The 13,197-nt window shown below is 67.6% G+C and carries 12 protein-coding genes and 2 pseudogenes; 5 read left to right on the top strand and 9 right to left on the bottom strand.

Features of this window, described 5'->3' with window-relative positions; genetic code table 11:
* Positions 1-100: 100 nt before the first annotated feature.
* Together ACFY10_RS49430 and ACFY10_RS49425 are read right to left on the bottom strand one after the other, a co-directional pair.
* Positions 101-274 carry a hypothetical protein gene (locus ACFY10_RS49430; RefSeq protein WP_390671972.1) on the bottom strand — a complete coding sequence of 58 codons (174 nt, stop codon included), beginning with the start codon at positions 272-274 and terminating at the stop codon, positions 101-103.
* 223 nt (positions 275-497) lie between these two features.
* Positions 498-1,550 (bottom strand): hypothetical protein, encoded by a 1,053-nt coding sequence (locus ACFY10_RS49425; RefSeq protein ID WP_390671971.1) that lies wholly within the window; start codon positions 1,548-1,550, stop codon positions 498-500.
* 227 nt (positions 1,551-1,777) lie between these two features.
* On the opposite strand from ACFY10_RS49425, the gene ACFY10_RS49420 reads away from it, so the two are divergent.
* Positions 1,778-2,404, top strand: a complete 627-nt coding sequence (locus tag ACFY10_RS49420; RefSeq protein ID WP_390671970.1) for a sce7726 family protein — start codon at positions 1,778-1,780, stop codon at positions 2,402-2,404.
* Here the strand turns inward: ACFY10_RS49420 and ACFY10_RS49415 are convergent.
* The 4 genes and pseudogenes from ACFY10_RS49415 to ACFY10_RS49400 form a co-directional block, all read right to left on the bottom strand.
* Positions 2,349-3,392 carry a hypothetical protein gene (locus ACFY10_RS49415; protein ID WP_390671969.1) on the bottom strand — a complete coding sequence of 348 codons (1,044 nt, stop codon included), beginning with the start codon at positions 3,390-3,392 and terminating at the stop codon, positions 2,349-2,351. The two genes, ACFY10_RS49420 and ACFY10_RS49415, sit on opposite strands and share 56 nt — an antisense overlap.
* 490 nt (positions 3,393-3,882) lie before the next feature.
* Complete coding sequence (locus ACFY10_RS49410) at positions 3,883-4,221, bottom strand: DUF6422 family protein (protein WP_390671968.1); 339 nt, start codon at positions 4,219-4,221, stop codon at positions 3,883-3,885.
* Between the two features lie 117 nt (positions 4,222-4,338).
* Positions 4,339-4,530 (bottom strand): annotated as a pseudogene (locus ACFY10_RS49405) (pectate lyase); the annotation flags it as partial.
* Positions 4,531-4,748: 218 nt separating this feature from the next.
* Positions 4,749-4,976, bottom strand: a complete 228-nt coding sequence (locus ACFY10_RS49400) for a DUF6207 family protein (RefSeq protein ID WP_390671967.1) — start codon at positions 4,974-4,976, stop codon at positions 4,749-4,751.
* A gap of 1,253 nt (positions 4,977-6,229) precedes the next feature.
* Between ACFY10_RS49400 and ACFY10_RS49395 the strand changes: the two genes are divergently transcribed.
* The 3 genes and pseudogenes from ACFY10_RS49395 (at position 6,230) to ACFY10_RS49385 (ending at position 8,210) form a co-directional block, all read left to right on the top strand.
* Entirely contained in the window at positions 6,230-7,348 is a 1,119-nt protein-coding gene (locus tag ACFY10_RS49395) for a hypothetical protein (RefSeq protein WP_390671966.1), read from the top strand.
* Positions 7,349-7,605: 257 nt separating this feature from the next.
* A pseudogene (locus ACFY10_RS49390) lies at positions 7,606-7,926 on the top strand (kinase); the annotation flags it as partial.
* A 29-nt stretch (positions 7,927-7,955) separates the two neighbouring features.
* Positions 7,956-8,210: a hypothetical protein gene (locus ACFY10_RS49385; protein WP_390671965.1), complete on the top strand. Its 255-nt coding sequence runs from the start codon at positions 7,956-7,958 to the stop codon at positions 8,208-8,210.
* 489 nt (positions 8,211-8,699) lie between these two features.
* Here the strand turns inward: ACFY10_RS49385 and ACFY10_RS49380 are convergent, their stop codons facing one another.
* Together ACFY10_RS49380 and ACFY10_RS49375 are read right to left on the bottom strand one after the other, a co-directional pair.
* Positions 8,700-9,320, bottom strand: coding sequence for a hypothetical protein (locus tag ACFY10_RS49380; protein WP_390671964.1), 621 nt, complete (start codon positions 9,318-9,320; stop codon positions 8,700-8,702).
* Positions 9,321-9,350: 30 nt separating this feature from the next.
* Positions 9,351-9,497 carry a GntR family transcriptional regulator gene (locus ACFY10_RS49375; protein ID WP_390671963.1) on the bottom strand — a complete coding sequence of 49 codons (147 nt, stop codon included), beginning with the start codon at positions 9,495-9,497 and terminating at the stop codon, positions 9,351-9,353.
* Positions 9,498-9,649: 152 nt separating this feature from the next.
* Here ACFY10_RS49375 and ACFY10_RS49370 point away from each other — a divergent pair, with 152 nt between their 5' ends.
* Positions 9,650-10,168 carry a hypothetical protein gene (locus ACFY10_RS49370; protein WP_390671962.1) on the top strand — a complete coding sequence of 173 codons (519 nt, stop codon included), beginning with the start codon at positions 9,650-9,652 and terminating at the stop codon, positions 10,166-10,168.
* A gap of 55 nt (positions 10,169-10,223) precedes the next feature.
* Here the strand turns inward: ACFY10_RS49370 and ACFY10_RS49365 are convergent, their stop codons facing one another.
* Complete coding sequence (locus ACFY10_RS49365; RefSeq protein ID WP_390671961.1) at positions 10,224-12,611, bottom strand: Helicase associated domain protein; 2,388 nt, start codon at positions 12,609-12,611, stop codon at positions 10,224-10,226.
* Positions 12,612-13,197 lie beyond the last annotated feature (586 nt).

The raw sequence follows: 13,197 nt of genomic DNA, 5'->3' as shown, positions 1-13,197 counted from the left end.
ACGGCGTGGACGGGGGCGTCCCGATCGTGCGGATGTTCCCTCCGGCGGGACAGGAGACTGATGCCGCCGACGAGCGCCCGCCCCGGGAGCGCTCGCCCGCTCACCGTGAGTCGATGGGATCGTCGGGGGCGACGTCATCCACATCTTTGACACCGAGTTGCCGGCGGGCTGCGACGAAGAGCCTGAGCATGGCTGCCCGCAGGCGCTCCTTGGGTCCCACGCCCGCGTAGTACGCGGCCAGTTCGTCCCGCCCGCCTTCGTGCACCGTGCGCACCCACCACGCGTGATGCTCGACCTCCCGCGCCGCCTGCTGGAGTTCCCTGCTGCCCAGGAGGAGTATCTGCTGGATGAGAGAGCGGGCGACCCGCGCCGGGGGGCGCCAGTGAAATCCACCGGCAGCCGCCTTGGAGGGCAGCGACCACGCCCGCTAGCAGGGGACACCAGCCTGGGCGGACCCGTTGCTCTGAGCGTGGCCGGGCCGGGCGGGTGGTGTGTGGCTAGAGCGGCAGGACAGGCTGCACCTGGTGTTTGGCGGCGGCCTTCTGCGTGGTGAGGAAGTCCTTGACGGCGGGCCGGCCCAGCAGCAGGGTCACGGTCCGTGGCTTGGGCCGGTGTCCGCCGGTGAGCGCGGTCAGGAAATCTGTGGTGACGATCCGCCGGGCTGGCGCATCGTGCACGTCGTCCAGGACGCCCTGTTCAAGAAGCCGGGCGGCCGTCTCGTCCAGGGTGTTCTCGATGGTGCGGTAGGCGTCGGCGCCATCCTGCTGGATGGCCTGCTGGGCGAGGGAGAGAGCCTGTCGGAGCAGGCGGTGATGAAGCCAGTCGTCTTCGCCGCCGGGGGCCGGGAATGCTTCGTCGGCAGCCTCGCGCCGCTGGCCGTAGCTGCCGGCCGCGATAATGGCCGGCATTTTTTGCAGCAGAGCGGCGATCCGCTCCACCTCTGCCGGATCGGGCGCATCCAGCTCGGGCCGCGCGGGCTGCGCCTGGTCGATGTCGTCTCCGAGTACTTCCCACCGTGCATGCAGGTCACCGGCCCAGGGTGCAGACATCTCCCACTCGTGGACCACGCCCTCCACGACGAAGGCGATCCGTACGGCTTCCACCTCACCGTCATGGCGCTGCGCGGCAGCCAGCAACGTATCTGCCCGCTGCCGCAGCGCCGGCGACAGACCGTTGCCCGCCGCCGGGGCCGGATCGTCCTCGCCGTCCTCGCCGTCGGTGGGCAGGAAAGCGAAGTTGTCCGCGTCGAAGTGGTCGAGGTCCCAGTACAGGATGCGGGCACCACAGGCCGTGGCCAGCTGGGCAACACCACCGGCGTCATACCGGTCCTGGCCGAGGACGGCCCGCAGCCCGGCGTCACCGCCCACCGATGCAGAGATCAGCTGCAGCCCGTGCCGGGAGGCCAATGCGGGCAGCGCATCGGCCACCTTGCGCAGGTCGGAAGCAACCACAAAAACAACCTCCAGCGTGCCGGCATCACAGATGGCGCCGACCGTAGCCCGTGTCGGCGCCACCGTCGGCCAGCTCTCCAAAACCCCACCGAACAGCACCAGTTCCAGGGACCATAGGAGTCGGTACTCAACGCCATGGAAACGATTCGCCCCTGCGCCGGCGTGGCCACCCATCCGAGTCCGGGCACAAGGCAGATGGCACTTCCGTGATCGGCCCGCGGCCGTCCGGCGGGTCACGGGCGATGCGTTCGAGGGCGAAGATCACGCCGATCCGCACGTCCGGACTGGTGCTGCCCGGGATGGTTGATCGGTTCTAGAGTGCCGGGATGAGTGCGCGCGTGCAGCGGATGAGAGACCCCGACGTCCGCCCCCGCCTGCGGGAGTGGATCACACAGCAGCCGGAGGGGGAAAACGCTGTGCTGCGCGAGGAGTTCGGCCTGTGCAACGGCGAGTCCCGTGCCGACATGGCGGTCCTCACCCCCCGCCTGACCGGCTTCGAAATCAAAAGCCCAGGTGACCGCCTGGACCGCCTCGCGCGCCAGGTCGGCTACTACGACCAGGTCTTTGAACACTCCTGGCTCGTCACCACCGACCACTACCTGCACCAGGCATCAGCCCTCGCCTCACCGTGGTGGGGCGTGCTACTGCTCGAATCCGCAGACGGACAGCCGTCTCTGCGGGTGGTGCGCGCGGCACGCCCCAACCCGGCCCGCGAGCCGCTGGCGCTGGCCCGTCTGCTGTGGCGGGAGGAAGTCCTGGCCGAACTCGCCGCGCTCGGCCAGCACACCGGCACCAGCCGACTACCCCGCCACCGGCTGTGGCAGCTGCTGGCCGACGCCCTGCCCGTGGCACGCCTGGCCCAGCGCGTCCAACACGCGCTGGCCGCCCGCCCGCCCGCTACCGTGCCACCTGCTCCACCGTCTGGGTCAGATGCTGCGTATGCCCAGCCCTAATCCACCGCTCGGGAAGACCCGGCGACTCCTGGCCTGCCACACAATCGGCAAGATAACGCTCGCCCTCGCCAAAACCCCGGCCGCGGAATGCGGGAGCACTGGTGATGCGGGAGGCCAGCGCCGGCATCTGGGCGGTGCCATACACCGCCATGTTCCGCCCCTTGACCACCAGGAAATCCTGCGGTGCCGAGTGCAGCACCCGGCCCAAAATCGTCACCGGCCCCGTCGTCGTCTGCGCCGGCTTACCAGGGTGCACGACCGAATAATCGCCGTACACCAGCCGCTCATCCAGCCCCGCGTTCTCCCGCACCGCACGCCACACGGGTATCTCATGACGGGGCAGACGTGTGACCTGATCGCGCACCAGCTGCTGCAGCGAAGCCGGGAACGCCCCGGCCAGCAGCACCACACTGCGCCAGGGCCGCAGTCGGCCCAGTTCCGCCACCGCATGGGCGCCGTATTCAGCCGCCTTGGCCGCGTTGTCGATCGCCCCAAGGTCCAGCAGGAGGTCCATGGCTTCGACCGCCACAGTGCTGCGTTTTGCTAGCTCTCTCACCCGCTCGGCAGCCTCCGCCACCGGCATGCCGGCCAGGTCCAGGCGCAGCCCCAGACCGTTCCCGCAGGCGTCCGCCAGTTCCTGGGCGAGCGCCTGCTGAGCGGGCGGCCGTTCGGGACCGGTGACCGGCGCCGCGGTAGTGAACAGCCCGAACTCGCCCCACAGCGCGTCACCGACCATCTTCGGGTCCTCTTCGACATGCCGGGTATCGATCCAGCTGTGCCCCGAACTGCTCGCCTGCCGCAGCTGCTTGGCCGCCTTCTGTAGATGCTTCACCCGCTCCCGTACCGAGACAGCCTCACCCGTCCGCAGGTTGATCACCGGGACGGTCCACAACGGAGCCATCCGCGCCGCGAGATCCGCAGCAACATCCACAAAGCCCTGAACGTCGCCCCGCTTGACGGGTAACGCAGGCACATACTGAAACGACATGGCCCCCCATTCCCAACCGTCAACTGATCGCAGAGTGACACGCGACACCAGGACGCGAAAGAAGGCCTCACGCTCAAACGGAGTAGCAGGCTCGCCTGCCGACCTTCCCCTCACCCGCAAAGAGAAGACCGTCTCGGTCGACCTAGACTCACGAATCCCCGCACATGCTCATCTCCGTCGGCACCGGCCCCGGCAAGTCCACGGTCCTGCGCGGCTACACAGGATTGCGCCGGTTCCTCTCGCCTACCGACGTGACCCCGCCACGACGTGCCGCAAGCAGCGCGATGTCGTCGTCCCGGTCGCCGGGGTCGAACAGAGCGGCCCGAAAACCGGTGCCGGAACGGAAGCCGGGAACGAAGGCCCGGGTGAGGAACCCGACGGAAGAAGCGGTGCTGTTCGGGGGGCCTCATAGGCCGGCGCGACGAGTCCTCCGGGAAGCACGAAGCCCCGGCCTCGGGCGGGGGTGTTCGTGTGGCGACGTGCGGCTCTCTCAGAACTCGGCGTGCTGGCTCTTGTGGTGCCCACACGTCACGCGGGGGGATCCCGTGCCGAAATCAGGACCGGTGAAATCGATGAACGAGTTCAGGCAAGGCTCGTGGCCGTCGCCCTTGTAGTCCGGGCAACCGCATTCGTGAGGGGTCGGGGGAGGATCCAGCCGGCCCAAGCAGGGTTCCCCGAACCAGTCACGCTCCTCTGGCTGCAGATCCGCACCCGCTCTCCGCACCAGTTCCGCGGCCTCGCGCTGCGCATCGATGACCCGCTTCGCGGCTTCCGCCAGCGCCTTCGCCTGCTCTTCGGTCCGCTGGTTCGCCTTCGCGTAGTCGGACACTCACGCCCTCCTCCGAGTGGTCGAGGCTCCCGTCGTACCAGAGGCCAGCTGGCAGGCCCGGTAGGGCTCGCACGGGCTGAGCCGTATGCCCGACCCGCCTTCCACCGCCCGCAGCAGCTAGGTCATCGTCGAGCCGATCGTGGTGGAGCCAGTGGTCAGGAAGGTCGTCGTCGGCAGTGAGCCGTCCGACCTGCGGGCACCGTACATCCTCGTGGGGTCCGGGGAGTTGAGAGCGGGCGTACTCACCCCACGGTCCCAGTTGTTGGCAGCGGAGACAGTGCGCGAACTCAACTTCGCGAAGCCCCCCTTGCCGGGGGCGGTGGGCGTCTCGTCCGGGGTGAAGGCGGTCGGTGAGGTGGCGCGGCTGGTCGTACTCCACCGGTGAGGTGGAGGGCCTATGTGGACAACCGGGAGCTCGTTGAACCAGGCCCGCAGGCTCCGGGAAGAGGCCCGTCAAAGTGGGGCGGCTGACGGCCGTGTCCGGCCCCGCGATCCCCGAGCGCGGGCGGGAGCCCACTGATCTGTCCCTACGCGGTGGCGAAGGGGGCAGTGGGGTGCAGGTCCAGGAAGCAGCGCAGCCGCACACCTGGCTCGCCGGGCTCCCGGGTCGTACGATCCGCCGGCGCAATCGCGCACCGCGCGGCGAGCAGCTCCTGGATGGCGAACGCGGTCTCGGCATCGGCGGCCGCGACTTCCACCACGGCCAGGCCTGGCAGCGCCACATGCGCTTCGTTGATCTGTCTCGTGCATGGCACTACGCGTCAACGCCCGCAGAAGTTCTCCCAATTCGGCAGCTTCACCCGTCCAAGTACGGGGATGGTTAGAGCGGCGACCCCTGGCCGGTGAACGAGGGGTACAAGGACAGGTATGGCGCGTGAGCGGTCCGGTGGCCGGCCGTGGTGGACCGGGCGAGGCAGATCGTGCAGGCGTGTCCGCTGAAGACGACGCTGCGGCAGGTGTTCTCTTCACAGTGTGCGTGTGTCTCAGCCCTGGCTCATAGCCGGTGCGACGTCAGCGGCCCTCGTGTAGCCCGGCTGTTGCGATGGCACGTCGCACCCTTGCCTCAGGGCATCCAAGGTCGTCTATCGTCCCGGCCTCAGGCACGACAACCTAGATTCAAATCCGGCTTCAGGGCTTGGAGTTGACCGCCAGGTGAGTCCCCTCAAGTCCTTCCCTGTCGCTCAAGCTGCGCTCTACGCTCTCTCGGTGTCCATAAGTTCCCAGCCAGGCGTCAGCGCCATCACCCCGGAGAGGCCGTGGACGTCCCGACGTTGATCGTGTTGGGGGCGGCGGGCGGCCTGCTGCGTGGAGCCGTGGACCTGTACACGCGATTCCTGTCGTGGCAGGCCGTCCGTCTCTCCTGCCTGCAGTCGGCTAGGCAGGCGCCGCGGTTTCGGGAGCATTTCGATCCCTCCACTGACCTTGTCGCACCCATCGTGCACACCGTGATGGGTTCCGGTGCCGCAGTGCTGTTCGGCACTACGGGACAGATCAGCGGCGCGTACGCCGCCCTCGTTGTCGGAATGTCGGCGCCCATGCTGCTCACTCAACTCACCCGTGTCCAGACGGTGAATGAGGTGCTGACGGGTGATCGGCAGTCAGCCGATCCGGCAGAGGGGGCTGCGGAGGGTGGTGGGCATGTCCCGGCTGGCCCCGTCGGCGGGGCACCAGTCCCTGATGCCACAACCTCCGTTGATCCGTCCACTCCTCCACCCCTCGCAGAGCCCCGGCCCGCGCCTTCTGCGGGTCTGGTCCAGGCTGCCGCTTCGGACGAGCACTCGCTGCCTTCTGCCCAGCCGATGTCTTCGCCCAGGCTGTCTGCTGCGACGGCTCGCACGCAGGAGCCCAGCACCGGGCAGCCCGCTGCGGACCGAACACAACTGCCAGAACCCCCGTGTTCTGAAGGCGCGCCGCTGTCCATCGACCCGCCCGGCAGAACGGGACCTGGCCTGGACGGTCACGGGACGCCACGATGGCACCAAGGGTCAGGAAATGGGGAGGAGGGACTTTGAAGAGCGTTCCGCAGCACCTGCTGAGCGAGGACCGCCAGGAGTACGAGCGGGTCCTCGATGAGGCGCTGCGCTCCGCCCCAAACCGCCCGGAACTGGCCGCTGTCGGTCAGCGGCTCAACCCCGAACAGCTGCGCACCATGGCGCTGAACGCCACCGCACTCATCACGGCAGCCGCGGCGACCGAGTACCAGCACTACGTGAAGGTCCGCGAGGAACTGCGTGTGCTGGCGCCATCCACCGCTTGGTCCACTCGTCACCCCGGCCTGAGGGACACGGTCGCTGTGGAGCTCCCTGTTGCCGAGGGCGTGGACGCCGTACAGCCGGACAGCCGCCTGATCGGCGGCGTCTCTGCACAGCGATGGGCCAAAATGTCCTACCCTCGTCGTCTGCTCGCAGCCGTGCTCGGTCTGCGCGTGCGTCCAGAGGCCCACGCAAGGATCCTGGTGCCAGCAGCACTAGACGGATCCGGCGGGTTCTCGTTCTTCGCCGCTCCTGTCGCCGTCCTGGCCGGAGCCGCCACTTGCATTTTTTTCCTCGCCAGTCTCATCCTCAAGTCATTCAATGCCGGGTCGGAGTCCGCCCAATCCATGATCACTGCCGGGTGGGTCTCCGGGGCTGTGCTAGCCGGCGCGCTCGCGGCCCTGCTGGCCTTTGCCCTGCGAAACCGACCCTCATTGGAGGCCGGACCGCATGGCGAGCTGAGCAAGGAGCTGGCGCGAGCCAAGGAGGCCTGGCGCGAAGCCCTCTTGGAGCGGGGCATCCTGCCGTTCTTGCGGGAGGCACTCGCCGACCCCGGCGCCTCTCTGGCCCAGGACGCGGCCGTCTCTGCGACGCTGATGCAAAACATTAGTCCGGTGCTCGCCTCACTGCAGCCGACGAAGAACGCAGTTATACGCATTGGGGCCGTGCTAATCGTCAAAGTGAACTGGACCGTCAGCGTCTTTCAACTGACCGCAGCTCAGCAGGCCACCCTGGACCACCAGCCTCAACTGGCCACCTCACCCCAGGACGTGCTCAGCACACTTGGCCTAGCCCCGGCGCAGGCATCGGCACCAGAAACAGCGCGTGAACCGCGATCCGCCAGCCAGGCCAATGCCACCCCGGATGTCTCGTGAGACATCGCAACGGTGGAAAACAGCCCACGTACCGGCTGGCCTCCGAGCTTCGGCCTAGCGACAACCAAACATATGGAACGAGACATAACGCAAAAACCACTGTCAAGTACCAAGGGAATCAGGCCAATTGGGTGTGTGCGCTTGAGATACCCGCTCGCATGCGCGAGGAAAAAAGTCACCCGTCCGGGCATTGAAGTCGGCACCATCCCGAAACGCCCCCGGCGATGTCAGCGGCCGTCGGTAGCGTGACCGCCGTGATGGTGGGCACCGAAGAAACCCGGCTGGTCGTGCTGCGCGGCAACAGCGCCTGGGGGAAATCGTCCGTCGCGGCCGGCCTGCGCAAGAGGTTCGGCCGCGGCCTGGCCGTGGTCGGACAGGACAATCTCCGCCGCATCGTGCTTCGCGAGCGGGACCGGCCCGGCGCGGCGAACATTGGCCTGATCGGCCTGACCGCCCGCTACGCCCTGGACGCCGGATTCCACGTCGTGGTCGAGGGCATCCTCTACGCCGACCACTACGGCGACATGCTCGCCGCGCTGCGCGCCGACCACCGCGGCCCGACCCACGGCTACTACCTGGCCAGTACCAGTGGTTCGAGACCGCCTTCATGAGCACTCCATTCCGCCCCGTCACGGGCACCACGGACCCCTACGCCCTCAACCCCCACCACGAAGCACGAACCGCCATCAGTCCGACCATGGGTATGCATCAGGTGGCCTGGCCCTTCACCCCCCTCGTTCTCGGGGATCTGGACGAATTCATCGAGCGGTGGGCCGCCTGGCTCGCCCAGGCGGCGAACGGCCAACTGGCTCACCCCAGCCACATGCCCGAACGCAACCCCCAGGGTTCCTGGAGGCCATGACCAAGAGGCTGTGCCACCGTCGGCACAGCCCGTCGAATTCTGGTGACGTTGCCGGACACATCACGGGCCCCGGGGGAGACGACCTCCCCGGGGCCCGGTGTATGGAGTCGTGCTGTTCAACGACGGCACGACGCCAGCGTCACGCCTCGGGCTGTGAAGGCTCCACCTGGCGCAGGCAGTACACGCACCGTGAGGCCGAGTCGACGCGGCCCATGCACCGCCGGCAGTCCCCGCGTTCGCGCACCGACCCCCGGCCGTCCGCGCAGCCCGGGCAGGTCATCACCGGCTGACGGAAGCCGATTGTTCTGGTTGCTGGGAAGCACATCTGCAAGGGGTAGCGGGCGTGGGGGTGCCGCAAGCCTGACAGGTGTGTGCGGAAACCTGACCCCGGGGTGGCTCAGGTGTCTGTCGTCGCGGTCGCTCTCAGGCCTGCCCGGCCAAGTCCCCCAGATCGATTTCGTGTCGAAGCCGTACGGTCGTGCAGCTATCTCAGTTCGACCTGAACCACTCCGTCCAGGCAGAAAAGAAGAGCGAGTCGTGACTTTCCTCGTCGTCTTCCAGACGGTGGTACGACAGGATCGAGCCGAGGCCGAGCACATCGAGCGAGTCGACGGGCCGCTCGCTGCTTTTGACTCTGATCTGGCGTTCGACCACTTCGTACGGGCTGAACAGCATCTCGGTCTCATTCAGCACGTACAGCTTGAACTGGGGTGTCGCGGGGATCCGGTGGATCTCGATGTCGATGTCCACACCCTCGTGCTGCAGCCCGTCTCCCAGTTCCCTGAGCTCGTTGACATTGATCTGAACCATGTCCCGCCAGCGCTCCCACACGCGGAGGTCGTCGGGATCCTTGGCCCTCGGATAGAGCAGCGGCTCCTTCTCCCACGGCAGCAGCATGCGGATGCGCACTGGCTGCGGGGCGATCTCCCCGGCGTGTACTCGTTCCGCCTGGTTCTTGAGATGCCGCAGGAGTGTCTCGCAGGTCAGGCTGAAGACGTCGAGGGACACCTCCGCCTGCTCGAAGGCACGGTCGATCAGCGGCCGCAGGGAGACCTTGCCCTGAACGGCGGGTCGTTCCTCGGTCCGGTCGATGGTCGGCAGCCTGACCACCCACATCCGGCTCCCCTGCCGGGAGGCGATCTACCCCTCCTCGGTGAGCTTGGCCAGGATGCGCTGCACGGTGTCACGGCTGACCCCGTATTCGTCTGCCAACTGCCGTTGCGTGGGCAGCGATTGGTTTACCTGGAGGCTTCCGCTCACCAGCATCTCCCGGAGTGCAGTCTCCACTCGTGCGGATTCCCTGCCCCGGCTTTCCGCACGTCCTGAGGTAGCCACGGGTCGACCGTACTGCGGAGCTCGCTTTCAGACATCCCGTTGGCAACAGGCCTGAGACTCTGCTGGGCGAAGACGAGAACGTGTGACGGTCGGTGTTTGGGGGCGTGGTGGGTGTTGCGGCGTTGATGGTGTCCGTGGTGGCGCTTGGGGTGTCCGGGTGGGCGTCGTTGCGGCAGTTGAGGTTGGCGCAGCATGCCAACACCCTGCCGGTGCTGGTGGATCTCTTTCGTGAGCATCGCAGCGCCCGTCTGGCTGGTGCGCGGCAGTTCGTGCATGAGCGGCTGCCGGACTGTGATCTGTCGGCGGGGCTGGACGGGGTGCCGGAAGCGCAGCGGGAGTTGGTGCGTGAGCTGGCCTGGTTCTACGACAACCTGGGTGCTCTGGTCGCGCATGGTGTGGTGGACATCGAGCCTGTCTCCGGATATCTGGGCGGGTCGGTGGTCTCGGTGTGGGAAGGGATGCGGCCGCTGGTGGAGGCGGAGCGGGCCAAGCGGGCGGGGAACGCGATGCCGGATCCGAACCGCTGGCAGGAGTACTTCGAGAACCTCTATCACCTGGTCCGTAAGTTCCCCGCGGACCAGGCCCGTGCGCGGACCGAGCTGTGGCGGCTCCCGAGCCCATGATGTGTCGCAACCTCCGTCGAAGTGGGCAGCAAGTGACGCCCCTCGCTCACGGCGGTCACGCTGCTGCCCAGTTGAGTCCAAGGTCGGCCAGCGCCTGGAGCTTCTCAGCAGTGAGCTTCGCCCGCCTCGACTTCGTGTTGGAGAGGAAGACGCCGAGCTTGATTGCGTGTTCCTGGCCGTCGATCACGATGGTCTCTACGTGGCCCCTGGGCACGGTCAGGTGCCCTTCTCGCTCCTTGTACTGCGCCAGGGCCGCAATGCCCCGCTCGAAGGCGCCGGAGGCCGTCTTAGACGGCTTCACCGACGTCTCCTGATCGAGGGGCAGGGGGGCGATGCCGATGGCCTCGAGGCGTTCGCGCTGCCCGGTCTTCAGCGTCGTCCAGGTGGCGTGTTGGCGCTGCTTGGTCAGCCATTTCCCGACGTCCATCCCATGCACTGTGACGCCGGGCAGGACGTCGGTCTGGTCCTCGTCGCGCAGCAGCTCGCGTAGCGCGGCGTAGTGCCGCTGCCACTCCGCCGGCCACTCGGGGTTCCAGTCCTCGTCCAGGGCCTCCAGCGCCGTCTTCCATTCGGGGTGTTCGGCGAGTGCGTCGGGTCGGCGGAGGTTGGACAGCCACTGTCCGATGAGCCGGTCTAGCGCGGTCGCCGTCCGCGGCGCGCACAGTGTCCAGTGGTCCTCGTAGTAGGCCTTCGCGGCTTCGAGGTTCTCCTGGAAGCGTTCGTCGGCGACGCTCCACACCATGCCCAACTGCTCGAGCCGCCGGGCGCGTTGGCCGGTCATCTGCCCCGCCCCATACGCACGCCGCTGTTCTGCGACCCACTGTCCGAGGGGTGTCGCGCCCTCTTTGTGCCCATACGGCACTCGGGCATGACGCTCACGCTCGGTGAACTTCTTCAGCGCCGCCCAGCCGCGGGCCCAGTCCTGGCGTTCGGTGTCGATCACGTTGAAGGACACCCAGTCGGCGACCATGATCGGGTCGCGTGGGGCGGCGAAACGGAGTAGCAGGCGGGATTCTTCCTCGCCTTCTTCCGGCTCGGTGCCGATGTCCGTGGAGGGCTGCGCAACGTTCTTCTGGGGCTCCTGGGGGATGGCGAGGAGTTCGACGGCTTCTTCGTCGTGGGCCCGCAGCCCCTCAAGTACCTTCACCAAAGGCCGGTATGAGCCGGAGGTGAACATGTCTTCCGGCTGCTCCCCGGGTTGCAGGAAAACCGGCACGATCAGAGAGGCCAATTTCCCCTGTCCGGGCTTCTGCCGGAGCGCGCGCCCGATGGCCTGCACGATGTCGTGGGGTGCGCCCTTGGGGTCCAGGAGGGCGACGGAGTCGACGGCGCGGATGTCGACGCCTTCGCCGAGGACGCGGCAGTTGGAGAGGACGGCCCGCTGCGCCGTGGTCCCGAACGAGCCCAGCACGCTCCGCCGGTGCTGCGGGTCGTGCTCGCCGCAGAGCCAGTTGGCCCAGATCCGCTTCGGGTACGTTTCGGGCTGGTCCGCGTGCAGCTTGGCCGCAACGCGCTCGAGGCCCTCCGCGTACGCCTGTGCCTCGATCGTCCGGTGGTGGAAGGTGATGCAGGTCTGCAGGCCGTGCTGCGTCATCGTGTGCAGGAGCGCGGCCTGCAGGGCCCCGAGCCGCTGCCCGCGCACTTCCTCGCTGCGTCGCTCCTCGCCCATCAGCCGTTGGGGGGTGACGACTGGGTCCTTCAGCTCCAGGACGATGATCTGGTACCGCGCGAGCAAGCCACGGGACACGGCCGACGCCAGGGACAGCTTGTAGAGGACGGGCCCGAACACGGCCTCGTCGTCCATGGAGGCCGCCATCTCACGCGGCAGCGGGTCGCGTACCCCTTCGGCGACCTCCCGGCTGAGTCGCTCTTCCCAGATCCGGGGCGTCGCCGTCAGGTACAGCCGGCGGTGCGCCGGGATGACCCTCTGGTCGTGGATGTCCGCCCATGCCTTGCCCATCGAGCCGGACGTGCGGTGCGCCTCATCGACCACCGCGAGGTCCACCGGGGCCAACTGCTGCCCGTAGACGCCCTCGAACGCCTCCGCGAGGACACCCAGTGAGGCGTAGGTGGCGTAGATGGTGACCGGCCCCGCACCGTGCCACAGCGCCAGCTGGATCGGGTTGGTGGTGCACCGCACCCGAAGGTTCCACAGCTCCGGATCGTCCTGCAGTGAACACACCGCGACCGCCAGCCCCGTATGCCCGGCCTCGTGCCACGCCCGCACCGTCTGGGACAGCAGCTCCAGCGTCGGCACCACCACCAGAACGCGCCCCCGGGGCACGATCCGCTTCGCCGCCGCGGCGGCCATGACGGTCTTCCCCGTCCCGCACGCAGCGTGCACCTGCCCGCGCAGGCCATCCGCAGGAATACCGCCCGCCGGGACATCGAGACCGCGCACAATGGCGCTCACGGCCTCGATCTGGTGGTCACGCAGTTTCACGGGCCATTCCCGTGTCTCCTTTTCGCGGAATGCGGCGCGCGGTCAGAATATGGAATCACTGAGTGGCGCGGGGGGCCGGGCGGTGGTGCTGTCAGATCCCAGATTCTACACAGTGCATCACAGTGATGCACACTCTTAGATCAGGTTGGTTCGCCAGATGACGCACCGGCAGTTCACGCCCCATGACAGACCGGTTGGAGTACATGCTATTGGAGTATGGTTCGAGGGTGGGGCGCACAGGTTGCGGGAGTGGGGGAGGTGTTCGGGTGGAGCGCAGCGGAGCCCGTCTCTTCGGCAGGGCCGGCACCCGTTCACCGGATGGTCCGTCAACTCCACTACAGGGGTGTGGCTTGGGTTTCCAGACGCTACACAGGCCCGCGCGTAATGCACCGACCCTCCTAGTCAGCTTCAGGAGTCCCGCTTGCGGGACTCCTACAATTCGCGCTTGCGAGAATTGACATTCTGTCAGAATTCCGCTTGCGGAATTCAATTCCCTCGCTTCCCTCGCTTGCGAGGGAATTTGGCGGAGCGTCAGCGGAGCCGTTTACTACCGCGCGGCTTGCCGCGCGGTATCCCGCTCCGCGGG

Origin of the sequence: Streptomyces sp. NPDC001401 (assembly GCF_042895385.1) — a bacterium.
Lineage (GTDB): Bacteria > Actinomycetota > Actinomycetes > Streptomycetales > Streptomycetaceae > Streptomyces.
Note: the sequence above shows the minus strand (reverse complement) of the source record. Positions and strands in the feature narration are given on the sequence as shown.